20 protein-coding genes are annotated in these 23,121 nt (G+C 53.6%); 17 read left to right on the top strand and 3 right to left on the bottom strand.

Translation table 11 applies throughout. The features are described 5' to 3' along the window. The first annotated feature begins 141 nt into the window (after window positions 1-141). Window positions 142-1,185: a GMP reductase gene (locus ACKWMY_RS07240; RefSeq protein ID WP_021179338.1), complete on the top strand. Its 1,044-nt coding sequence runs from the start codon at window positions 142-144 to the stop codon at window positions 1,183-1,185. A gap of 61 nt (window positions 1,186-1,246) precedes the next feature. On the opposite strand, the gene hofC is transcribed toward ACKWMY_RS07240, so the two are convergent. Genes hofC through ppdD form a run of 3 tightly spaced genes read right to left on the bottom strand, consistent with a single transcriptional unit; the run spans window position 1,247 to window position 4,329 of the window. Beyond that, window positions 1,247-2,446, bottom strand: coding sequence for a protein transport protein HofC (gene hofC / locus ACKWMY_RS07235; RefSeq protein WP_409486117.1), 1,200 nt, complete (start codon window positions 2,444-2,446; stop codon window positions 1,247-1,249). Continuing rightward, entirely contained in the window at window positions 2,443-3,879 is a 1,437-nt protein-coding gene (gene gspE / locus ACKWMY_RS07230) for a type II secretion system protein GspE (protein ID WP_409486116.1), read from the bottom strand. The genes hofC and gspE overlap by 4 nt, the downstream gene beginning before the upstream one ends. A gap of 12 nt (window positions 3,880-3,891) precedes the next feature. Next, window positions 3,892-4,329 (bottom strand): prepilin peptidase-dependent pilin, encoded by a 438-nt coding sequence (gene ppdD, locus ACKWMY_RS07225; RefSeq protein ID WP_409486115.1) that lies wholly within the window; start codon window positions 4,327-4,329, stop codon window positions 3,892-3,894. Between the two features lie 607 nt (window positions 4,330-4,936). Here ppdD and ACKWMY_RS07220 point away from each other — a divergent pair. From ACKWMY_RS07220 to ACKWMY_RS07145, 16 genes are all read left to right on the top strand, one after another. After that, window positions 4,937-5,125, top strand: a complete 189-nt coding sequence (locus ACKWMY_RS07220) for a DUF4762 domain-containing protein (RefSeq protein WP_261445196.1) — start codon at window positions 4,937-4,939, stop codon at window positions 5,123-5,125. A gap of 265 nt (window positions 5,126-5,390) precedes the next feature. Beyond that, window positions 5,391-6,065 carry a DsbA family protein gene (locus ACKWMY_RS07215; protein WP_409486114.1) on the top strand — a complete coding sequence of 225 codons (675 nt, stop codon included), beginning with the start codon at window positions 5,391-5,393 and terminating at the stop codon, window positions 6,063-6,065. After that, complete coding sequence (locus ACKWMY_RS07210) at window positions 6,065-7,012, top strand: ABC transporter (protein WP_024527154.1); 948 nt, start codon at window positions 6,065-6,067, stop codon at window positions 7,010-7,012. The genes ACKWMY_RS07215 and ACKWMY_RS07210 overlap by 1 nt, the downstream gene beginning before the upstream one ends. Window positions 7,013-7,036: 24 nt before the next feature. Further along, window positions 7,037-9,172 carry a peptidase domain-containing ABC transporter gene (locus ACKWMY_RS07205; protein WP_024527153.1) on the top strand — a complete coding sequence of 712 codons (2,136 nt, stop codon included), beginning with the start codon at window positions 7,037-7,039 and terminating at the stop codon, window positions 9,170-9,172. Next, a complete protein-coding gene (locus tag ACKWMY_RS07200) occupies window positions 9,172-10,332 on the top strand; it encodes an efflux RND transporter periplasmic adaptor subunit (protein WP_309046854.1) in 1,161 nt (386 codons plus the stop codon). The genes ACKWMY_RS07205 and ACKWMY_RS07200 overlap by 1 nt, the downstream gene beginning before the upstream one ends. After that, on the top strand, window positions 10,325-12,280 hold the full coding sequence (locus ACKWMY_RS07195; RefSeq protein ID WP_074028511.1) for an ABC transporter permease: 1,956 nt from the start codon (window positions 10,325-10,327) through the stop codon (window positions 12,278-12,280). The genes ACKWMY_RS07200 and ACKWMY_RS07195 overlap by 8 nt, the downstream gene beginning before the upstream one ends. Beyond that, a complete protein-coding gene (locus ACKWMY_RS07190) occupies window positions 12,277-13,671 on the top strand; it encodes an efflux transporter outer membrane subunit (protein WP_409486113.1) in 1,395 nt (464 codons plus the stop codon). Before ACKWMY_RS07195 ends, ACKWMY_RS07190 begins: the two co-directional genes overlap by 4 nt. 4 nt (window positions 13,672-13,675) lie before the next feature. Beyond that, window positions 13,676-14,926 (top strand): beta-ketoacyl-[acyl-carrier-protein] synthase family protein, encoded by a 1,251-nt coding sequence (locus ACKWMY_RS07185; RefSeq protein ID WP_074028513.1) that lies wholly within the window; start codon window positions 13,676-13,678, stop codon window positions 14,924-14,926. Next, a complete protein-coding gene (locus ACKWMY_RS07180; RefSeq protein ID WP_074028515.1) occupies window positions 14,923-15,732 on the top strand; it encodes a MaoC/PaaZ C-terminal domain-containing protein in 810 nt (269 codons plus the stop codon). Before ACKWMY_RS07185 ends, ACKWMY_RS07180 begins: the two co-directional genes overlap by 4 nt. Before the next feature lie 16 nt (window positions 15,733-15,748). Continuing rightward, on the top strand, window positions 15,749-15,997 hold the full coding sequence (locus ACKWMY_RS07175) for an acyl carrier protein (RefSeq protein WP_409486112.1): 249 nt from the start codon (window positions 15,749-15,751) through the stop codon (window positions 15,995-15,997). Window positions 15,998-16,001: 4 nt separating this feature from the next. Beyond that, window positions 16,002-16,736, top strand: a complete 735-nt coding sequence (locus tag ACKWMY_RS07170; RefSeq protein ID WP_199063498.1) for an SDR family oxidoreductase — start codon at window positions 16,002-16,004, stop codon at window positions 16,734-16,736. A 352-nt stretch (window positions 16,737-17,088) separates the two neighbouring features. Beyond that, on the top strand, window positions 17,089-17,649 hold the full coding sequence (locus ACKWMY_RS07165) for a tyrosine-type DNA invertase (protein ID WP_024529774.1): 561 nt from the start codon (window positions 17,089-17,091) through the stop codon (window positions 17,647-17,649). Window positions 17,650-18,115: 466 nt separating this feature from the next. Beyond that, window positions 18,116-18,664, top strand: coding sequence for a tyrosine-type DNA invertase (locus ACKWMY_RS07160; protein WP_065687068.1), 549 nt, complete (start codon window positions 18,116-18,118; stop codon window positions 18,662-18,664). Between the two features lie 500 nt (window positions 18,665-19,164). Further along, on the top strand, window positions 19,165-19,698 hold the full coding sequence (locus ACKWMY_RS07155; protein WP_065687067.1) for a fimbrial protein: 534 nt from the start codon (window positions 19,165-19,167) through the stop codon (window positions 19,696-19,698). A 93-nt stretch (window positions 19,699-19,791) separates the two neighbouring features. After that, window positions 19,792-20,469 carry a molecular chaperone gene (locus ACKWMY_RS07150; protein WP_409486111.1) on the top strand — a complete coding sequence of 226 codons (678 nt, stop codon included), beginning with the start codon at window positions 19,792-19,794 and terminating at the stop codon, window positions 20,467-20,469. Between the two features lie 84 nt (window positions 20,470-20,553). Continuing rightward, entirely contained in the window at window positions 20,554-23,121 is a 2,568-nt protein-coding gene (locus ACKWMY_RS07145; RefSeq protein WP_309046857.1) for a fimbria/pilus outer membrane usher protein, read from the top strand.

Below are 23,121 nucleotides of genomic sequence, written 5' to 3'. Positions count from 1 at the left end.
CGATTATTAGTGCGTATGATAACACCACTGGAACTGGCAATAACAATACCCGCCGCCTTTCAAGGTAAAACTTGAAATTCATAGGGTAGTGGTTCGAAATCCCCTTGCGATCCGTCGCCAAAAACCAGGAAATCATAAGTCATGCGTATTGAAGAAGATTTGAAGTTAGGCTTTAAAGATGTGTTGATCCGCCCAAAGCGTTCCACGCTGAAAAGCCGCTCGGAAGTTGAACTGGAGCGCCAGTTTACCTTCAAACATTCAGGTTACAACTGGTCCGGTGTGCCGATTATTGCCGCCAATATGGATACGGTTGGCACCTTCCGCATGGCCGAGGCCCTGGCAACCTTCGACGTTCTTACCGCCGTTCATAAACACTACACCGTTGAGCAATGGGCCGAGTTTGTTCAGCGCTCGTCCGACTCCGTGTTGCGTCATGTGATGGTGTCTACCGGCACTTCTGAAGCCGACTTCGTCAAGATGAAGCAGATCCTGGCACTTTCCCCGGCGCTGAAATTTATCTGCATCGACGTGGCCAACGGCTACTCCGAACACTTTGTTGCCTTCCTGAAAAAAGCCCGTGAAGCTTGTCCTAGCCATGTGATCTGCGCGGGGAACGTGGTTACCGGTGAAATGGTGGAAGAGCTGGTGCTGTCCGGTGCCGACATCGTCAAGGTCGGGATTGGTCCTGGTTCGGTCTGTACCACCCGTGTGAAAACCGGCGTGGGCTATCCGCAGCTTTCTGCGGTGATCGAATGTGCCGATGCCGCACACGGCCTGGGTGGGCAGATTGTCAGCGATGGCGGTTGTTCTGTTCCGGGTGATGTGGCGAAAGCCTTCGGCGGCGGCGCAGACTTTGTCATGCTGGGCGGGATGTTGGCCGGGCACGACGAATGTGAAGGCACCGTGGTGGAAGAGAACGGTGAGAAGTTCATGCTGTTCTACGGTATGAGCTCAGAGTCTGCCATGAAACGCCATGTGGGCGGTGTAGCCGGCTACCGTGCTGCGGAAGGTAAAACCGTCAAGCTGCCGCTGCGTGGTGAAGTCGAGTTTACCGTGCGCGATATCCTCGGTGGTCTGCGTTCTGCCTGTACTTATGTGGGCGCAGAACGTCTGAAAGAGCTGACCAAACGCACCACCTTTATCCGCGTGGCGGAGCAGGAAAACCGCGTTTTCGGCAGCAAGTAATTGCCTGACCTTGTACGGGCACAACATGTGCCCGTATCACACAGCGCGAAAATAGAGAGCATTACCCCAATACATTCCCCAATTGGAATATCGGCAAATACATCGCGATCACCAACGTCCCCACAATCCCGCCAACCACTATCATCAGCAACGGCTCCAGCGTTTGCGCCAGCGTATCGGCGAGTTCATAGGTTTGTTGTTCGTGCCAGACTGCCAGCTTGTCCAACAGAATATCCAACGTGCCGGACTCTTCCCCCACCCGCACTAATTGCTGGCACAAAGAAGGAAACAGCGGCTGTTGAGCTAGTGCGCTGTGGAAGGGATACCCTTGAGAGAGCTGCTGTTCGATCGCCGTCAGCGCCTGGCAATAAAACACAATATTCACCGATAGCTTCGCGGCGCTTAGCCCTGTCACCAGCGTCAATCCGGCCTGCTGTGTCATGGCCAGAATACGGAACACCTGGCTCAGGCAATTGCCCTTGACCAATGAGGCAATCAACGGGATACGTAGCAGCATCGCTTGCTCACGTTGTTGCCAATCTGCTAACGGATGCAACCTGCGCCAATAAAATCCTGTCAGCCCAGCCACCGCGAGCAACAGATAAGGCCCGGTAGCGATCAATGCGCCGGACAGTGTCAGCAGCCCTTGGGTAAACCAGGGCAACGGGGCATCGAATGATTGATAAATCTTGGCAAACTCTGGCAGCACCATCACTAACATCAGAATGGTGACTGAAATGGCCACCAGGCAGATAAACAGCGGGTAGCGCAGCGCCTTCAGCACTTTTTTCTGTAGCCTTTGCTGGGCTTCTTGTTGCTGTGCCAACTGTAGGCAACACCGATCCAGATTACCCGTCAATTCGCCGATGGCGATCAGTTGGCGGTAGATTAGGGGGAATACGCGATGTTGTTCTGCAATCACTTCGGAAAAGGGCTGCCCCATCGCCACGCTGTTGCTGATTTCTAACAACAGACAGCGCCAGGCTGCCGACTGATGTTCCTGAGCCAGCAACTGTAGGCTATTGACCAGCGGTAACCCGGCTTGCAACAAGGTAGCCAACTGGCGGGTGAATTGGATCATCGGCTCGCCACGCCATTGACGTGTAGAGACCCGCTTCCCCGCCCCCAGTTGGTAAGGCTGTAATCCTTGCTCCAGCAAATGCTGATAGACCTGATTTTTCCCCTCTGCCAGCAACTCGCCATGGCGAATTCCACCTTGACTGTCGATGGCTTGCCAAGCAAACAGACGGCGAGTTTTCATGGCGTGCTCTCACCCTGTGCTGTCACTCCGACCACGCGGTACAGTTCCTCCAGCGAGGTTATCCCCTGGGCGACCAACTCCAGGCCCGCTTGCAGCAGTGTTGTTTGACCCTGCTGCTGTGCGATATCGGCCAATTGGATCACCGAGGCATTTTGCATCAGGGCATGTTGGATTTCGGGCGTGATCTTCAGCAGTTCGTAAACGCCGATCCGGCCGTAATAACCGCCAAAGCAGTGCTCACAGCCGGCCGCACGCCACGGGATCAGGGGTTCCGGCCAAATGGTGGCCGGGAAGTGCAGGATCTCAACTTGTGGATAGCGGCAATGGGGGCACAAACGCCGCACCAGGCGTTGGGCGATCACCAGTTTCAGGCAGGCCGCCAGCAGGTAACCGGGAATGCCCATTTGGGTCAGGCGGGTCAGCGTTTCGCAGGTGGAATTGGTATGCAGGGTCGATAGCACCAAATGCCCGGTTTGTGCCGCCTTGACGGCAATTTCTGCCGTTTCTTTATCGCGGATCTCGCCGATCATGATGACATCTGGATCCTGGCGCAGCAGAGCCCGTAACACGCGAGCGAAGTCCAGATCGGTTTTGCTGTTGATCTGCGTCTGGTTAATACCGAACACTGGGATCTCGATAGGATCTTCAACGCTGCACAGGTTGCTCTGTGCATCGTTCAACTGACGTAACCCGCTGTACAGCGTCACGGTTTTACCGCTGCCGGTCGGGCCGGTCACCAGGATCATGCCTTGCGGATTGCAGAGGGCATTGGCATACCACCCAAGTGCTTCCAGGCTCATACCAAGCTGCTCGAGCGGCAGCTCCTGGCGATCGGTTTGCAGGATCCTCAGTACCACCTTTTCCCCATGCAGCGTGGGTAAGGTGGATATCCGCATTGAGAAACTGGCATTATCCAGCTGCACGCTGAGTTGGCCGTCCTGTGGCAGGCGGCGCTCGGCGATATCCAGTTGCCCCATGATCTTCAACCTGGCAGTGATCCTGGCCGCCAGCGAAAAGGGGGGAGAGGCAATTGCCTGCAGCACTCCGTCAATCCTTAGCCTGACGCGGAATCGTTGCTGATAAGGTTCAAAATGCACGTCAGAGGCACGCCGTTGAATGGCGCTACGCAGCGTTCGGTTAATAAATTGCACCACCGGCGTGTCGCTATCGTCGTTAAGCGAAGGGGGCCGCTCCTCGGTATTTTCCGGCGGTGGAACCAGAGCGAGGGATTGCCGCTGGTTCTGCGCCTGTTCCAACCGGGCAACGGGCCATTGCTCAATCCCCACGCTTTTGCCGGTGGCGAAACGCAGAGCGCTCACCAGTGCCGCAGGGATTTCACCATGCAGGGCGATAGTCAGCCGCTGCTCGTCTTCGCTGAGTGCCAGTGCCTGATAGCGCTGGCACAGCGCGTGGATTTCATCACTGATTTCCATGCCGCCCCTCCTTTACTGCGCTGCATCATCAAAACGGAAAACTTCCTGGCAGGTTTCCTGCAGGCTGGTGTTACTACTGCTGCATTGGCGTGTCCAGCGCATGGGGCCGGTGGAGTCCATTGTGGGAGCCAGCGTCACCGTCAGGCCTTGCAGGCTCTGTGTGCCGATCAGGTTGATGGTTCCCCCGGTGACCTTGATACTGCTGACGTAACGTGTTGTCGCCCCAACAGGGATCCCTTTGCTGCCCGCATCGCAGCCTGATGGGCCACCGCCTTCCAATGCGCACAATTCAACCGCCATTTTGTACGGCACCATGGCCTGCAACATATCGGTCATGGCGGCCTTCTGGATATAGCGCTGATAGGCAGGAATGCCAATGGCGCTGAGGATGGCGACGATGGCAATCACCACCATTAATTCGATCAGGGTAAAACCGCGTTGTGTTTCCATCTGTTGTTTCCTCTGTGTCATCAGGAGGCAACGTTAAAATGACCAACAGCGGGTGGCGAGGGTGGAATGTGGATTATGCGTGGCTGTTCCACCGCAATACGTCCGTGTTACGCGGCGTTGAAAAACAATGCGTAGTGCTTCACAACCGTGAGGAGATGATGCCTTTTTGATTATACCCCATCGGCTAGGGCCGTTGACTGAGTTGGGGTACGTCCATTTTTTCTCTAAAATTTCCCACTCATGGAATGTGATTATTCTTATCGAATAAGAATGATCCTGTATTTGGCTTTTTTAACCAATGCGATAAATCTAGGGGTTGGTTCTGATTTTATGGGTAATCACCCTTTTTTTATAAGAATAATCCTTCATCAATAATTCCGTAATATAATTCTTATATAATATTCATCAATAAAAATACCATTGATCTGTTTTAGAGTTCACGGTATCTTTGCCCTCGCCGTAACAAAGAAGTTAATAAATATCATATATTCTGCGCTTTAATAAAGGCATGGGTTATCGTGCCTTTATATTGAGCGTAGATTTGTTCTATCGTTGATGATAGACATAACTAGGGCTATTTATTTCACTTTTATATAAGGATGATGTTGTGAAAAAATTAAACGTTTCTGAAGCTAGCACAATCGTTGGCGGCACTTGCACAACCTGTAGCGTTGAGTATGTAAACCTGACTCCAACCACTTGTAATGCTGTTACCACTTGTGTAGACAAAGATGGCAAAGTTGTTAGCGTTGACAGCAAGCCAGTTGCGCTGAGCAGCTGCCCTGCGCAGCCATAATGTAAACGTTGGTTTCCTGTCTGACAGGAACTAATGCCAGTGCTGGTGCGGTAGGGTTTATCGCATCAGCCTGTTTGATTCTCGTGCATTTTTAATGGACAGGGATGTGACTGCTGCAAGGATTATTGCAGCCTGCCTGACTAAAACAATCAATATCCCTCCGTTATTAAGTGCTAATCGATTTACCCTTATACATAAAGGTTTGTGATTATTCACACGCAACCTTGAAAGATTTTGGGTATATGTAATTTAGGACGTAGCGCTCATGTTCAAGAAGCCCTTTTATCTTTTCGCCTATACCCTTTTGGTTATTATTATATCTTCGCTGATCACTACGGCTTATTTCCACTATTTTGTGCTGAATCAGAATGCCGGTCCTGAACAACAGACTCTGACTATGGTCAGCGAGAGCGATGTTAAAACCAGCCCGATAAACACGGATAATACGATTGTCGAGATCTTCTCTTACGGTTGCCACTATTGCGCCTTGAACGAAGAGAATGTTGCCAAGATGGAAGCGCGGATGCCAGCCGGGACTCAACTGGTCCGTGTGCATATCGCCAACCTGAACAATGATGGCCTGGCGAGCTTTGCCCCGTTGTTTGCCACCCTGACGGTGATGGGCATTGAACCACAGCACCGTGAGAGCGCTTATAACGCCATTATCAAAGACAAAATCGATCTGAGTAATCCAGTCAATCGCGATAAATGGTTAACGAAAAACGGTATCGAACTTGATGCCTATAACAAGGCCAGCCAGACACCGCAGGTGGCAGAGCTACTGGACTATATGACCAAAGTATCCGGGCATTACAAAATCAGGGCGACCCCAACGTTTATCGTCAACAAAAAGTGGATGGCCGTGCAGGATCGCGATTTCCCTGAGTTTGCCGATCATCTGCTGTCACTGTTACAGCATGACAAACCGCTGGAGCAATAATGCGTTTATTTGCCGTGTGGGTGTATCTGGCGTGGAGAGAGGCGCTCACAACCCTGGCACGCGGTTCGTTGCCCTTGCGCAGAGCATACGGCAAGACGGTTTGTTGGCTGCTGCGCCACGGCAACTACCGTTGGTTCCTTGGGCTGGCGGCACTGAGCCGCTGGCTGCGATTAAATGACCGGGGCGATCGTCGGCGTGCCTTTGTGGCCGAGGCGAATAAGCAATCCCTGCTCGGGGCCGACTACCAAGGGAATTTTGCCCGCACCAGTCAGCGCCGCCGTTTACTGGAGCTGGCCGCAACCTATGGTCAGAGCCCTCAGGTCGCAGCCCAACTGGCTCGCTGCCAGGCAGAGCTTAATGCGGTCGTCGAGCCTTTGCATCAGGCAGGGCACCCAGTGGTGCTGGCACCGCTGCATATGCTCTCTGACGTGCTGGCCGGTATGGTCGGTGCCGGGGTATTTCCGGGACAGGCAACGGCGATTGTCTCCGTGAGCGTGGAGGTGTATCACGCCAGGGCGCGGGAATTAGGGGGCGTTAACCTGTCCTATTGCTCGATCCATGATGATAACCGAGAAATTGCTGGCAATCTGATGGGCGCGATTATGGAAGCGGCCGATCATCAACGCAATATCATGATTTTCCCGGATATCTCGCCGGATTACACCGTCAATACCAATACGGCGCAAACGGCAAAGCTCAGTTGCCGTCTGTTTGATCGCCCGGCCAATTTGCACAGCGGCGTGATCCGCATTGCCCGAGCGCTGTCGGCGCAGGTGGTGTTTTATTACCTGTATTACGACAAAGAGATAAAAATCCACATTGAACCGCCGATGCCGGCGCGCAGTGTGAAAGCCAGGCTACCGGAAATTGTTGAGAGTTCGATCGTCCGGCACCCTGAGGACTGGCTGTTATGGCACGCACATTCGTTATTTTTTATCAATGAATAAACCGGAAATTGAAGAAGTCAGATCATGGAAAAGATAATCCCGACGCTGGTCTTTCAAGGCGAAACTAACGAATGTGGGCTGGCCTGCATCGCCATGATGGCGGAAACCCAGGGGATTGATGTCTCGCTGGAAAGCCTGCGTGAACGCTATCCGGCCTCGCAGCATGGCACCTCGCTGGCCAGGCTGTGCGATATCATGGGCGAAATGGCGATGCCCGCTTATCCCGTGGCTTTTGAGCATGACGAACTGGCAGAACTGCCGCTGCCCGCCATTTTGCATTATGGCGCCAGCCATTACGTGGTGCTGGCCTACCGTAAAGGCAACCATGTCTGCGTGATGAATCCGGGCATTGGTCAGCAACTGTTGCCGATTGATGCGCTGAAACTGGATATCAGCGGCTATGCGCTGGTGCTGGACAATGAAACCCAGCCCGATCCGCAGGCGCTGGCCAACGTGCAGCGCAGTAAACGCTTTCGCATGTTCGACACCATGAGTCTGAAAGAAACGGCACGTATCCCCGGCATTTACCGATTGATGATACTGGCGTTTCTGATCTCGTTAACCCTGTTTATCATGCCGACGATGGTCAGTAGCGCCATCAACCAGGTCTTTTCTTCTGCGGGAAAAACAGATTTCCCCTATTTTTACTTCCTGCTGGCGTTTGTCGTTTCGACCACGCTGGCCTTCGGCGTGCGCTGGATCACCGAGCGATTTATTAAACGTTTCGTGGTGGTCAACAGCGTGGCCGGTTTCTCGCGCTTGCTCAGTAATTCACTGAATTTCTTTGATAAACGTGCACCAGGTGACGTCTTTAGCCGTTTTGCCAGTTGGCAGATGGCCTCGGGCATTAAAATCGAGCTGGATAACGGCCTGCGTACCGACTGGATCATCGGTGCCATCGCGCTAGCGGTGATGTGCTATATGAGCCCGCTGCTGGCCATGGTGTCTGGCATCAGTGTCACCCTGATGGGGCTGGTTAGCGTCTGGGCCATCTATCGTGACCGCTATTTTACCCAGCAAATGCAGGTCAAAACGGCCGATCAGAGCGACTTTATCCTTGAGAGCATTCAAGGGTTCGCTACCATCAAGTCCGCTGGGCTCGATAGCCAGCGCAAGGGCCTGTTTGCCAAATATGCCCTGGCGCTGTTTACCTGCCGCCAGCAGCAGAGAATGTACGAGCAGGTCAAAAGCAGCCTGTATCAGCTGATCGGCAGCCTGGAGATGGTGCTGTTTATGTTCCTGGCGCTGCCGTTGTTGAAAAACGAAACTATCACGCTCGGGGAGTTCTTTGCCTATAGCTTTGTGCGTGAAATCTTCACCTCTTACATCACCAAAATTTTCTATTCCATTCTGCAAAAGAATCAGCTGAATGTGATTGATACCCGCGCCCGGGATCTGTTTCCGTCACGTTCTGCACCGGCGTTAGGCAATGATGCGGTCCCTGCGCCCATCCCGTCGTTCACCTCGCAACTGCGTTATAACCATATCGCCTTTGCCTATGACGCCCAGCAACCGGTGCTGCACGATCTTTCGCTGTCGCTCAGGCCGGGGCAAAGCATTGCCATTGTCGGTGAATCTGGCGCGGGTAAAAGCACCTTGCTGAAGGTGATGACCGGCCTGATGCCACCACAGCAAGGGGACGTAATGGTGGATGGTCAGCCGCTCGATTATCAGCAGGTGCACGCGCTGTTCTTCCTGCAAAGCCAGGAGGACATCTTGTTCAATGCCACGGTGTTGGAAAACATCACGCTGTTTGATGAGAACTTTAATGAGCAAAAGCATCGGCAGATTGAGCGTTCGCTGGAGGGGCTGAATCTTGCCCCGGTGATCGAGAAATTGCCGGGCGGCCTGAATGCCCTGATCCGTGAAAGCCATGCAGGGCTGTCTCAGGGGCAACGTCAACGCCTGTTGCTGGCACGTGCCATGTACAGCGATCGTCCGGTGCTGGTGTTGGATGAACCCACGGCCAACCTGGATGAGGAAACGGCGCATCAGGTGATGACCACCTTGCTGGCACATTGTCGCGAGCGGCATAAAACGTTGATCACCGTAACGCACAGCGAAAGCGTATTACCGATGTTTGATCGGGTGTTCCGCGTGAGCAATGGCCATGTGGCCAGCGTCGAAACACTACCGACACTGACTACGGCGGTGTGCTGATGAAGCTGAAACGGCTTGGCATAACCAAACGCTGGCTGGTGCCGATGGCCTTGCTGTGTTTGGTGGCGGTGGGTGCGATCGTCTGGTACGTCACTGTACCCACACAGGAAAATGCCTATGACACCGAAGAGATCACCCGTGGCGATATCGAAAAAACCGTGCTGGCCACCGGCATTCTTAAACCGGCACTGCAGGTTAGCGTTGGTGCCCAGGTTAACGGGCAATTGCAAAAGCTGTATGTGAAGCAGGGCGATCGTGTCACCCGCGGGCAGTTGCTGGCGGAAATCGATCCGACCTTGCAACAGAACGCACTGCGTAAATCGGAGGCGGCCCTGCAAAGCGCCGAAGCGCAAAAGCAAGTCACCCAGGCAACGCTCAAACAGTATCAACAGGAGCTGAAGCGTCAGCAAAAGCTGGATCGTGATGGTTCAGGGGTGAAAAGCGAATTGGAAAAGGCACAGGCGCAGTTCCAAACCCAGCTTGCCCAGTTGAAGGTCAACGACGCGCAGATCGTCCAGGCGCAGATGGAACTGGAAACGGCCAAGGCCAATCTGGGCTTTACCCGCATCGTTGCGCCGATCGACGGTGAAGTGCTGGGTATTGTGACCAAGGAAGGGCAGACCATCGTGTCGTCACAAACCGTCCCGACCATTCTGGTGCTGGCGGATGTGGATACCATGACGGTACACACCCGTATTTCGGAGACCGATATCCTGAAGGTGCGCGTGGGGCAACCGCTGTGGTTTTACGTGGTGGCCGATCCAAAACAGCGCTACGAAAGCGTGATGGGCTCTATCCAGGAAGCCCCCAATGAGGCTTTGCAGGAAGACAACGCATCAAGTTCCTCCAATCAGCAGGCTTCGGCGGTGTATTACAGCGGCGTATTTGCTATCGCCAACAGTAAGCGCCTGTTGCGTACTTCGATGACCGCCCAGGTATTTATCATTACCGAGCAGGCGAAGAACGCCCTGCGTGTCCCGGTGGCCGCCTTTGGTGAACAACAGGGTAAAGATCGTTATCAGGTACAGGTGATGAACGGTAAACAGCTTGAGTCACGCTGGGTGCGCATCGGCCTGAACGACCGCCAGTTTGCCGAAGTCAAAGAAGGGCTGAAAGAGGGCGACCGCGTGGTATTGGCGGGGAGCGCTAGCAATGGTTAAGCCATCTTCGGCGTTGATCTCACTGAGCGGTATCTCCCGGCATTTTGTTTCTGGGTTGCAGACCGTAGCGGTACTGAAAAATGTCTCCCTCTCCATCCAACCGGGCGAGATGGTGGCGATCGTTGGTGCGTCCGGCTCGGGGAAATCCACGTTGATGAACATCATCGGCTGCCTGGATAAACCCACCGAAGGTGAGATGCAGATCAAAGGTATCTCCACCCAACTCGCCAGCAGTGAGCAGTTGGCCGAGTTACGCAGCCAGTACATCGGGTTTATCTTCCAGCGTTATCATCTGATGCCTTATCTGAGCGCCAGCGAAAACGTCGCCATTCCTGCCCTGTATACCGCGATGCCTGCGGCGGAACGCCAGACGCGGGCCGAATACCTGCTGACCCGGCTTGGGTTGCAACAGCGGATGAACTACAAACCCGCGCAGCTCTCCGGCGGGCAACAGCAGCGCGTCAGTATTGCCCGCGCGTTGATGAACGGGGCGGAAATTATTCTGGCCGATGAACCGACCGGTGCGCTCGATCGTGCCAGTGGCCAGGAGTTGATGGAAATCCTGCACTCCCTGCATCGCTCGGGGCACACCATCATTATCGTCACCCACGATCGGGATGTCGCCAACCAGGCGCAGCGTATTATTGAAATCAGCGACGGTGAAATTATTGCCGATAGGCGCAATGAAGCGGTCGCGCCACAGAAAACCCGGCCCGTATTGCCGGTGGTCGCTGCCACAGGACGCATGCCGTTTTGGCAGAGCGTACAAGAGGCGATCAAGATGGCCTGGCGTGCGCTGATGGGGCACCGTGCCAGAGCCTTCCTGTCGATGTTGGGCATCATTATCGGTGTCTCTTCCGTGGTGTCGTCAATGGCGGTGGGTGAGGGCGCACGGCAAAATATTCTTAGGGAGATCGGTCAACTGGGCAACAGCACGTTGGAAATCCGCCCTGGTGAGGGGAGAGGGAAAGTACGGCCTGACTTTGCCCGTGCACTGAAGGTCTCTGATGTAGAACTGTTGGCTCGCCAGCAGTATGTTGACAGCGTGTCGCCAGTCGTCAGCAAAACCGTGGCTGCGGTGCGCGGTGGTAAAGAGGTGATGGTGGCGATTTCCGGCATCAGCAATGCCTATTTCCGCGTGCAGGGCCTGCATTTTATCTCTGGTAACGGTTTTACCCAGCGCGATCTGGACGAGCGGGAACCGGTGGTGATTATTGACCCGGAATTACGCGATACGCTGTTTGAAACGGATGAAACACCAGAAGGGGAAATCATCCAGCTTGGCGGTACGCCTTACCGGGTGATCGGCATTGCCGAGCGTAAAGGCGGCAAATTCAGCGGCATGATGCTGGGTGCCTGGATGCCCTATACCGCGCTGCTGGAGCGCATGTCCGGCGATATGCCGATCGAGTCCATGACCTTGCGTGTACGTGACGGGCTTTCACCGCATGAAGTACAGGGGCGCGTGGAAAAATTATTAGAACAGGCTCATGGCCAGCGTGACTTTTACACCCAGACCAACGATCAGATGACGCAGGCCATCCGCAAGGCATCGGACTCCATGAATCTGCTGATCACCGCCATTGCCGGGATTTCACTGCTGGTGGGTGGGGTTGGCGTGATGAACATCATGCTGGTGTCGGTCACCGAGCGTACCCACGAGATCGGTATCCGTCTTTCGGTCGGCGCGCGGCCTGCGGACATCATGCGCCAGTTTCTGATTGAGGCAATGGTGATTTGCTCGCTGGGCGGGCTGATCGGCATTATTGGCTCCGGGTTGGCCGGGGTGATCTTCTCGTGGGTAACCAAAGAGTTCACCATGATCTTTACCTGGCCACCGTTGGTACTTGCCTGCGGGTTCTCTGCACTGATCGGCCTGGGCTTTGGCTTTTTCCCGGCGCGCAATGCGGCACGTCTTCATCCAACGGAGGCGCTGGCGCGCGAATGATGAACAACAAACTTTCTCTGGTGATGCTGTTGCCCCTGCTGCTGAGCGGCTGTGGCTCGTTGACGAAAAGCGATTATCAGCGGCCAATGCTGTCGGTGCCCGCTGAGTGGCGAGTGCAGGATACCGGTTCTGGCTATCTGCAACACACTGACCACTGGTGGGATAACTTCGAGGATCCACAGCTCTCGATGCTGATCGGACGCGCGCTGACCAGCAACAACGATCTGGCCATCGCGGGCATACAGCTCCAGCAGGCCCGATTGGCAGCCGGGTTAACCGATACCAATTTAACGCCTGATGTTTCAGTTACGGGTAGCGCCAACAACAGCAAAAATCTGCGGAATAATACTACTCCGACGGAGTCTTACAGCACGACGTTGTCGCTGAGCTATGAGCTGGATCTGTGGGGTAAATTGGCCCGAGCCAGGGAGCAGTCGCAGTGGCAGGTTGAAGCCACGGAGCAGGATCGGCAAAACACCGCGCTGACGCTCATCGGCAATACGGCACAGTATTATTGGCAGATCGCCAACCTTAACCAGAAGATAAAACAGCAGCAAGCGGGTCTGGAAATCAGTCAGCAGACGCTGGCTCTGGTTCAGTCACGCTATGCTTCCGGTGCCGCTGGGCAGCTCGATCTGTTACAGGCGAAACAGTCGTTGCTCAATCGTGAAAATGCCTATCGCACGCTGCAACAGCAGCGGGAAGAGAACCGTAATGCGCTGGCGATCCTGTTTAACCGTTCGCCTACCGATCGTCAGGCAGAACGCAGCTCGCTGGACATCAATCAGGATGTGCCAATTGCCAAAGTGCTGCCGGTTGAAGTCATTGCCCGTCGCCCAGACGTGAAGGCGGCGGAAGGGCGTCTGCGCGCAGCTCTGGCAGGGTCGGACGTGCAGCGTTTGAGCTTCTACCCATCGCTGTCACTGGCGGCCTCACTCGGTTCTGCCAGCAGCATTTTCTCTCAATGGTTCAGCGATCCGGTCAGGACGCTGGGAGCCAACGCTGCGTTGCCGTTTGTGCAATGGAACACGGTGCAATTGACCATTGAGAAGTCGGATTTGGACGTCAAACAGGCGGCGATCGTCTTTCGTAGCCAGGTCTACAACGCGCTTGCCGATGTGGATAACGCCATGTCGCAACGCCTTAGCTATCAGCAGCAAAAAATCAATCAGCAACAGAATCTGCAGCTTAGCCAGCAGCGCCTGGTATTGGCCAGAAGCCAGTACCAGGCGGGGGCCGTCTCTTTCCAGAGCCTACTAGATGCTGAGGACGATCTGCTGACCATCGAAACCAATTTGTCAGATCTGCAGTACAACTACCTCAATGCCACTATGAAACTGTGGTTGGCATTGGGCGGCGGTGTGGAAAAAGACAGTGATATAACAGGATGAGATCATGAATAAAGATGCTTTGTCACGTCGCGTGGTGGTTACAGGTTTTGGTGCGGTCACGCCATTGGGGATGAATGCCGAGCAGAGCTGGGCGGCGATTATGGATTATCAGTTGGGCTACCGCTATTTCGATCGGTCTGCCGTGGGGATCCAGTCACGTTTCTTCGGGGTGATCGACGATGAACCCAGCCTGAAGGGAGTCCCTGCTGCGATCCGTCGCCGTCTGCCACGTTTTGCCCGCCTGGCGTTGGGGGCGGCCCGCGAAGCAATGGAGATGGCCTTCCATGGGGAGAGCCCGGCGGCCTATTACGATCTGCTGGAGTGCGGCACCATCATCGGTAGCGGATGGGCGGGTCAGGATGAAACCCACATTAATTACGAAGGTTATCTACGCACGGGGTTGGGTTCACCCTTTGGCTGTTTCCTGTCCATGCCGAATGCCGCGACGGCCGCCTGTAGCCTGTTCTGGGGCCTGCGCGGCTATCAGAATAGCCCGATTGCGGCCTGTGCGACCGGAACGATCGCCATTGGCGATGCGTTTGAGGTGATCCGCAGTGGCCGTGCCTCGATGATGCTGGCCGGGGCAGGTGAGTCGTTGTGTACCGATGCTGCCGTGTGGAACATCGATATCCTGCGCGCCTTGGCGAGTGAGCAGGATGATGCCAGCAAGGCCTGCTGCCCGTTCAGCCTCGATCGCAACGGCTTTGTCCTTTCCGAAGGCGCTGCCGTGTTGTGCCTGGAAGAGCGCGAAGCCGCGATGGCGCGTGGGGCAACCATCCTGGGGGAAATCAAGGGCTACGGCAATTACTCCGATGCCTTCGACTTTACCGCCCCGGCGGAAGACAAGATTGCCCGGGTGAAAACCATCCAGCACGCCTTGCGGCAGGCCGGGGTGACGGCGGAGGAGATTGACTATATCAATGCACACGGCACCTCTACGCCCCTCAACGATCTGAATGAAACCCAGGCGATCAAGCTGGCCTTCGGCGAGGCGGCCTACAGCACGCCGCTTTCCAGCACCAAGTCTTACTCCGGGCATCTGATTGCGGCGGCCGGCAGCTTTGAATCCATCATCTGTCTGCAAGCGTTGCAGCACCAACTGATGCCCGCCACCTGTCACCTGAAAAATGCCGATCCGGAGTGCGATCTGGACTACATCAGCGAAGGGCATCGCCCGGCACGGCTACAGAACATCTTGAATCTGAGCTTTGGTTTCGGCGGCGCTAACGCGGCCTTGGTTATCGGGCGGGCATGAGCATGATCCTCAACTACACCTTGCGCGATGCCGAGGAGTGGGCCGCCTTTTCCGGCGACTACAACCCGATCCACTTTGATCTGCAGCACGTGCGCAAAATGGGGGCCGACCAGCTAAGCGTCCATGGGATGCGTGCGATGCTGGACATGAAACGTCATCTGAGTGCGGTGTTGCTTGCGACTCCGCTGGAGCATGACTTTTATGTTTTCAGCACCCGCATGCGCCGGCCGGTGCTGTGCCAGACGCCGTATCACTTGCAGATTGTGGGCAATGGCAAGCAGATCACCGGCAAGATGCTGGACAGTGTCACGCAGGAAAGCTGTTTCAACAGCAAACTGGCTCCGGCTCAGTCGTTAGAGCTGGTAGCTTCTGAGTATGAGCATGCGCTGACCGTTAACGAGGTGATGGCTCTCAGCCAGCGGTTCCCGGGGCAGGCATCGGAGGCCACTCAGGCGTGGAGTTTCTTTGACGCCCTGCTGTTCCAATTGCTGGTGAAATCCCCGGAAACCTTGGCGGCGCTGACGACGGCGCTGCCGGAACTGCAGGTTGCTACGCTGATTGAGGTGTTTGCTCAGATCCCGGTGGTACAGACGCACCATGAGACCCACTTCAGCGCCCGATTATTCAACCCCGAAACGCTATTTGAACCCGAAGATCGGCTCTACTACCGCATTCAGCCGATGCTGGTTATCGGGGACCGAAGCAGCGGATTTGTGTTACGCGCGGTGATCGAGGCCAGAACGCAGCGGCAGCCTCTGCTCGTCACCTCGGTGACCTTAAAAACATGGCCATTGGCCGACAATTAACCACAGGGATATAACCATGGAAAACTACCAACAGGTTTACGACACCGTTACGGAAATGATTTGTGATGCCAAAGATCTCGAGATGGCCGATCTGGCGCCAGAGATGCCCCTGCAGCAGTTGAAGCTGGACAGCCTGGACTATGTGGAGCTGATGGTATTGGCCAAACGCGAGTTCGGAGTCACGCTCAACGCCGAAATGTTCATCAATCAGCCGAATATGACGCTGGGTGAATTCTGTCAAAGCCTGGCCGACGCGCAAAAATAACCCTATGACTAAACAATGGGTATTAGTGACTGGCGGTAGCCGGGGGATTGGCCGAGCATTGGTGGAAGAACTGGCCAAGCAATGGAACGTGGTGTTCACCTGCCGTCACGCTCAGTCAGCCAGCACGGCGGTGATTGAAGCCTGCTCGGGTTTGCCGGGTTGGGTGGAAAGCTGCGTTTGTGACGGCAGTGACGAGCAGGCGGTGAACGTTGTGGCTCCGCCGTTGCTGGCACGCCTCGGTGCACCTTTTGCGGTGATCCATAACGCCGGGATCACGTTGGATGATTTGCATATCCAGCAAACCGGTGAGCGCTGGCGGCAGGTGATCGACACCAACCTGAACGCCATCTTCTACTGGAACCACCACCTGCTGCCCGCCATGATGGCGCAGGGGGAGGGGGCGATGGTGCTGATGTCTTCGGTGACGGGCATCAAGGGCAATACCGGACAAACGGCCTATGGGGCCAGTAAGGCGGCGATGATCGGCATGGGGAAATCTCTGGCGCTGGAAGTGGCCCGTTTTGGTATCCGTGTGAACTGCCTGTTGCCCGGGATTATCGAAAGCGAGATGACGCAGGCCATTCCGCCGGAGGCGCTGAAGGCGCTGCGCAAGCAAATTCCTCTGCGCCGCCTGGGCAAAGCCAGCGAAGTGGCGCGTACCACCGCGTTTCTCATCGGTGATGACAGCCGTTATATGACGGGCCAAAGCCTGATCCTTGACGGGGGTTTGACCGTCTAAGGTAAGTCTGATTTACTCTTCTATTGGGGTATCTCTGCATACCCCAAGTACTTTCGATAACCCCCTATTGCCTCACCTCAGAGCATCCACGATCTCCCCCTCTTTCTATCAAATGGTGAGTCTAGCTTACGATCTGCGCGGTTAAATAAAGCACCATTGTTAAAATTGACTGTTCAAAAAACAGACTGTTCCACACGTTATTACCACGGGGTGAAATGAATAAATGGCACTAAATCCGCTGAAATTCGATTTATTCCACAAAGTTATGCTGAGCATCAGGTTGTAGCTTGACCAGAATTTTCTTATGTCGTTAAATCCAATATCTGGAAAAACGTGTATAGGGAAATACCGCATGTCGGCTAACACCAATCGTAAGTTTTTGAGCATGGATGAAGTACAGCGTTTACTTGATGCAATTCCTGATCATAAGAATACCGTCCGCGATAAATGTATGTTGCTGGTTTGCTTCATTCATGGATTGCGCGTCTCCGAACTCTGTAATCTGCGCCTGCAGGATCTGGATTTACTCAGCAAAAAATTGTATGTCAATCGCCTGAAAAATGGTTTTTCCGTCCAACATCCGATCCAGCCGCGTGAGCACTCTGCACTGGTCAGTTGGCTGGCCCTGCGCCCGCAATATCTTGAAGCAGACAGTGATTTTCTGTTTCTATCACGCCAGGGGGGACGACTTTCTCGCCAGCAGATGCATCGCCTGTTCCGCGAGTATGGTGAACTTGCTGGACTGAATGTCCCCGTGCATCCGCATATGTTACGCCACGCGTGTGGTTATGCACTGGCTGATGGCGGCATTGATACTCGCTTAATCCAAGATTATCTGGGCCATAAAAATATTCAGAATACGGTAATTTACACGGCCAGTAACGCGGGGCGTTTTCGCTCGATTAGAATATAATTCAAATCTGCTTGAAAAACAGTTTATTTAATTCATCTATAATGGTTAGACTCATCCAATCTTGGTTGGGTTTAACATTAGATATATAACTACCCCTAATTTATTATGCGCTCATGGATAAGGAGTTCATGAAGGCATAATATATAAATACAATATTGGCTACTGCGCTCATTATTGATAAGGTATTTCATTGCATTGTGATTGAATTGTTTTTTCGGATTCATCTCTCACTTAAGAAAGAATAATCCTTTAATTTATAGGGTATTGGCTTTTCTATGGCGTTTCTTTTTTTTTGTCGGATATCCTTAGCAATTCCATGGCTGTTGTCTTTTTTCCTCTCCGCTATACTGATCTGGGATAGGTTGAAGCTGTAGCAACCCTTGCATCAGCGATCCTATGAATCTTGTAGGTATGTAAAAGGATGAATAGCCCTGCACATTTTTTAGTAAAGTCACAGTGAGGCACTATGAATAATCGCAAGCATCTGACTCCTTCCGAAGTTGCGCGTCTGCTAGGAGCTACTCAGCATGGTAAACACGCTGAACGCGATTACTGTTTGATTTGGATGTGTTTTATCCACGGATGTCGCGTCAGTGAGATCAACCGCTGGCGCCTTTCCGATATCGATTTGGAGGGCAAAAGCATTTATATCCACCGCCTGAAAAACGGCTTTTCCACCATTCATCCTTTATATGCCAAAGAACATAAAGCGTTACGCGCCTGGTTAAAGGTCAGACGCACTTATCGAGGTGCCGACAGCGACTGGTTATTTCTTTCCGAGAAGGGAAACCATCTCTCCCGCCAGCGTATCTACTGGTTAATGCGTAATTATAGCGAGTTGGCTGGTCTGGAGGTTAACGCTCATCCTCACATGCTGCGACATGGTTGTGGATTCGCGCTGGCAGACCGCGGGATAGATACTCGGTTGATTCAGGATTTTCTTGGGCATAAGAATATTCAGCACACCGTACTTTATACGGCCAGCAATGCGCGGAGATTTAAAGAAGTCTGGTAAACAAAATGTAATAATTTAATTCACCCGGTACACTTTGAACTAAACTGTCACGCACTCTAAGGATTATCTTTTTGCGAGTCAACAAATTTGTTATGGCAACATTCCTAATTTTTAAATAATGTTTAATATCAATGTGTTAAATTGATTTCTGGACAACTATTCATCATTGCGCTCTCCCCCATTAGTGGCTGTTCAAGCCCACTACTGATAGGTCTAAAAAATCCCCCTCGGCACTGTAGATAGCCTTAACGTTTCATGTTTGTTCGTTAATTGTTCACTGGTTGAAGTTTAATGCTGGTGGCTAGGAAATTTCAGCATAAATAATTGGACGGTACACTTTAGTTCAAAATGACTCGTCGGTTAGATAAGGCTTAACGGCTTGATGGGTTATTTAACGGGAGAGGTTCTCGCTTGGAGCTAAATAAACAGGGAACGACATAAGGCTATGTCAAATAATTTTGCTATGCACATGGGTGCATTACATTAAAGGAAAGTGTTGTATGAAAAAGAATCTGATTGCTGTTGCCGTATTGGCCTCCTCTGTGTTTGCCGTTACCGCTGCTGCCGCTGCTGATGGTCAAGTGGATTTCGTAGGTAAAATCACCGATGACGCTTGTGTTGTGACTAACAACCCAGGCAGCCCACTGCAAGTGAATCTGGGTGAAGTCGCTACCACTTCTTTCAACGTGGGTGGCGTTCCGACTGCGGGTGTTAAATCTTCTGCAACCAATTTCACCATCAAATTGACAGGTTGCCCGGCTGCGGCAACTCAAGCTTCGGTCAAATTTGACGGTATCGCTGTGTCTGGTGACAACACCGTTCTGGCACTGACTGCTGGTGGCGCAACAGGTGTTGGTATTCAGCTGAGCGATGACGCTAACGCTGTAGTTCCATTGTTTACCGCATCTAAATCATATCCACTGGTTGTGGGTAATAACGATCTGAACTTCGTTGCACGTTATATCTCTACCTCCTCCACCATCACTTCTGGTGTTGCGAACTCCACCGCTAGCTTCACCCTTAACTACAACTAAGACTTTACCAATTCGACGTAGAGATTAGTTGTTCTGATTTCAGGCCAGCGGCAGTTGAGCTGGCCTTTATGTCTCATTTCACGGGGTGTTTGTATGAAATTTATTCCTGCCACAGTGCTGACGAGCTTGCTGATGATGAGCTGTGTTGCTCAGGCCGGTGTGATTGTGGGCGGTACGCGTCTGATTTATGAAGGCGGTAAAAAGGAGTCTTCACTGAGCGTCAGTAACCCGGACAAGGGGCCGTACCTCATCCAGACCTGGGTAGAGACCACCGCAGGTGGCGCTGAGAAAGCCCCCTTTGTGGTGACCCCGCCGCTGTTCCGCCTGGATGGCGACCAGAAAAACGTCCTGCGCGTGGTGCGTGCAGGGGGCAATCTGTCCTCCGATAAAGAATCGTTGTATTGGATGAACATCAAGTCCATCCCCGCAGCCAGCAAAGCTGAAGTCCGCAATACGCTGCAAATTGCAGTGAAAACGCGCATCAAGCTGATTTACCGCCCGCAGGGCATCAAAGGCACGCCGGAGCAAGTCACAGAGAAACTGACCTGGCAACGCAGTGGTAATAACCTGCAGGTGACCAACCCGACGCCGTTTTATATGAATTTCTATGAAGTGAAGGTTGCAGGCAAGAAATTGAGCGATGTGACCTATGTGGCTCCGATGAGTACGACAAGCTTTGCACTGCCAACCGGAGTGAGCGGCGGCCCGCTCAGTTGGAAAATTATCAATGACTACGGGGCGGTAAGTAAAGAGCAACTCGCGTCGTTATAGCGTTCAGAGAGCAGGGATCCCCACAGGCTGTGGGGCACAGGACACAGGGGGTAGTTTCACCCTGTAGGCAATGGAGTCAAACGGATGAATAATTATAAAAGCCAGGCCGGGCACTCGCCGCGCGTCAGTAGGCTGGCGTATTTGATCGCTGCCCAGCTGGCATTGATGGGTACCCTATCCTTTAGCGTACAGGCGCGTGACTATTTTAACCCTGCACTGCTGCAAATGGATAACCCAAACCAGGGGGCGACAGATTTAACCGTTTTTGAAGAAGGCATAGGTCAGGCACCAGGCACCTATCGGGTCGATATCTATCTCAATAACGAACAGCAGGACACACGGGATGTGACGTTCAGTATGCAAAAAGGGGCTGATGGCAAAGAGCATCTGCAACCTTGTCTGAGCGTAGAGCAACTCAATGCCTTGGGGGTGAAAACCGATTTATTCCCAGGGCTCGGTGATGCCAAGTCACAATGCGCCAACATCAGTGCCATTCCCCAAGCCAGCGCCAAGTTCCGTTTCAGCGAACAGCAATTGCTGATCAGTATTCCTCAGGCAGCCCTCTCACAGAAAGCACGTGGTTACGTTCCTGAAAGCCAGTGGGATCAAGGTATCCCGGCATTGCTGCTCAACTACAGCATGAGCGGTGCCAACACTTATGCACGTAATGGTAATAGCCAAGACAGCAACAGCCAGTACGTCAACCTGCGGCCAGGTGTCAACCTCGGGGCGTGGCGGTTGCGTAATTACACGACCTGGAGCCGAAGCAGTGACGGCCAGGATAAATGGGACACTATCTATACCTATGCCCAGCGTGACATTATCGCGCTGAAAAGTCAGATGACGCTGGGGGATAGCAGTTCGCCTTCGGACGTGTTCGACAGCGTACCGTTCCGTGGTGGGCAGTTGGCCTCGGACGACGAAATGATACCGGACAGCCTGAAGGGTTATGCGCCAATGGTACGGGGTATTGCACGAACCAATGCGCAGGTGATTATCCGCCAGAACGGCTACGTGATTTACCAGACCTACGTGGCTCCAGGTGCGTTTGAAATCAACGATATGTTCCCTACCGGGGGCAGCGGTGACCTGCTGGTGACCATTAAGGAAGCCGACGGTAGCCAACAGCAGATAGTGGTGCCGTTTGCCTCGCTGCCCGTGCTGCAGCGTCAAGGTCGTTTGAAGTACTCGGTCACCAGTGGGCAGTACCGTTCTTATGACAACAGCATAGACAAGACCCTGTTTAGCCAGGGTACAGCGATTTATGGTCTGTCCAATGGCTTTACTGCCTACGGCGGTGGCCAGTTTGCCAGTAAGTACCAGTCTGTGGCCTTGGGGCTAGGCAAGAACATGGGTGACATCGGTGCCATATCGGCAGACGTGACCCAGGCATGGTCTACGATGCAAGACCAACCTAAAACCGATGGCCAATCATGGCGAGTTCGTTACAGCAAGAACCTCGTACAGACGGGTACCAACTTCTCGATTGCCGGATACCGTTACTCAACCGCGGGCTACTACAGTTTGCAGGAAGTATTGGACACCTACCGTGACGGTAGTAGTTACCGGCTCACCGACCGCAAGCGCAACCGCAGCGAGTTGACCATCAGCCAGAACCTGGGAGATGCGGCGGGAACCCTGTCATTAAACTGGGTCAGCGAAGATTACTGGAACAGCGATCGTACCTTACGCTCGATTGGTGCCGGCTATAACAACAGCTGGAACGGTATCAGCTACGGGTTGAGCTACAGCTATAACGAAAACTCGACGGCCAGTGGCAACAGCAGTGGCGCCGTTTATGACCGCGATCAGATCTTTGCGCTTAACGTCAGCATACCGCTGGATCGTTGGTTGAGCAGGACTTATGCCAGCTACAACCTGAACACCAGCCAGAAGGGGTCCACCAACAACTCCGTCGGCCTGAACGGCACGGCGTTAGCGGACAACAACCTGAGTTGGGGCGTACAGCAAAGCTATGGCAACAAGGGCATCGGCAACGGCGGCAACCTGAATGCCGACTATCGCGGTACCTATGGGGAAGTGTTAGCGGGTTATGCCTACGATCGCAACAGTCAACGACTGAACTACGGCCTGCAGGGCGGCGTTATAGCGCACCAGGACGGGGTGACCTTCGGCCAGCCGTTGGGGGAAACCATTGCGCTGGTGAAAGCACCAGGAGCCGGTGGCACGGGAGTTAACAACCAGACCGGGGTTAAAACCGACTGGCGTGGCTATGCCATCGTGCCGTACGTCAGCCCTTATCGCAAAAATCAGGTGCAGTTGAATACCGAAACTATGGCGGATGACGTTGAGGTGGAGTTGACCTCTCAGAACGTGGTGCCAACCCGTGGTGCTGTAGTTCGAGCCAACTTCCAGGCCAACGTGGGCCAGCGAATACTGATGACGCTGTTACGCCAGGGGGGCGCACCGGTACCGTTCGGTGCCACGGTGAGCGATCCGGCACAGCAAACAGCACAGGGCTTTATCGTCGGGGACGGTGGCCAGGTTTATCTGACCGGGATGGCAGACAGCGGCAGCCTGAATGTGAAGTGGGGCAGCGGTTCAGACCAACAGTGTCAGGTGAGTTACTCACTGACAAAACAGACAACGGAAAGTGCTGGCATTCAGATGCTGAATGCGCAGTGCCGGTAA

Origin of the sequence: Serratia sp. J2, assembly GCF_046269175.1 — a bacterium.
Lineage (GTDB): Bacteria > Pseudomonadota > Gammaproteobacteria > Enterobacterales > Enterobacteriaceae > Chania > Chania fonticola_C.
This window is presented reverse-complemented; position numbering and strand designations above follow the sequence as displayed.